Origin of the sequence: Pseudoalteromonas sp. 0802 (genome assembly GCF_013350085.1) — a bacterium.
Classification (GTDB): Bacteria; Pseudomonadota; Gammaproteobacteria; order Enterobacterales; family Alteromonadaceae; genus Pseudoalteromonas.
On record NZ_JABVXE010000116.1, the window covers coordinates 1 to 297 of the forward strand.

Sequence of the window (297 nt, forward strand, 5' to 3'; positions counted from 1 at the left end):
CGGAGTGGACGGGACTCGAACCCGCGACCCCCGGCGTGACAGGCCGGTATTCTAACCAACTGAACTACCACTCCGCAGTATTTAATGCTATTTATTTTTCCTATTGGCGGAGTGGACGGGACTCGAACCCGCGACCCCCGGCGTGACAGGCCGGTATTCTAACCAACTGAACTACCACTCCGCAAAGGAAAATGTTTTACAACCATAAGTTGTGTAAGTAATTGGCGGAGTGGACGGGACTCGAACCCGCGACCCCCGGCGTGACAGGCCGGTATTCTAACCAACTGAACTACCACT

2 tRNA genes are annotated in these 297 nt (G+C 54.5%); both read right to left on the reverse strand.

The window, feature by feature from the left end:
- A tRNA-Asp gene (locus HUS61_RS21420) sits at positions 1-74 on the reverse strand.
- 30 nt (positions 75-104) lie between these two features.
- Positions 105-181 (reverse strand) — tRNA-Asp (locus HUS61_RS21425).
- Positions 182-297 lie beyond the last annotated feature (116 nt).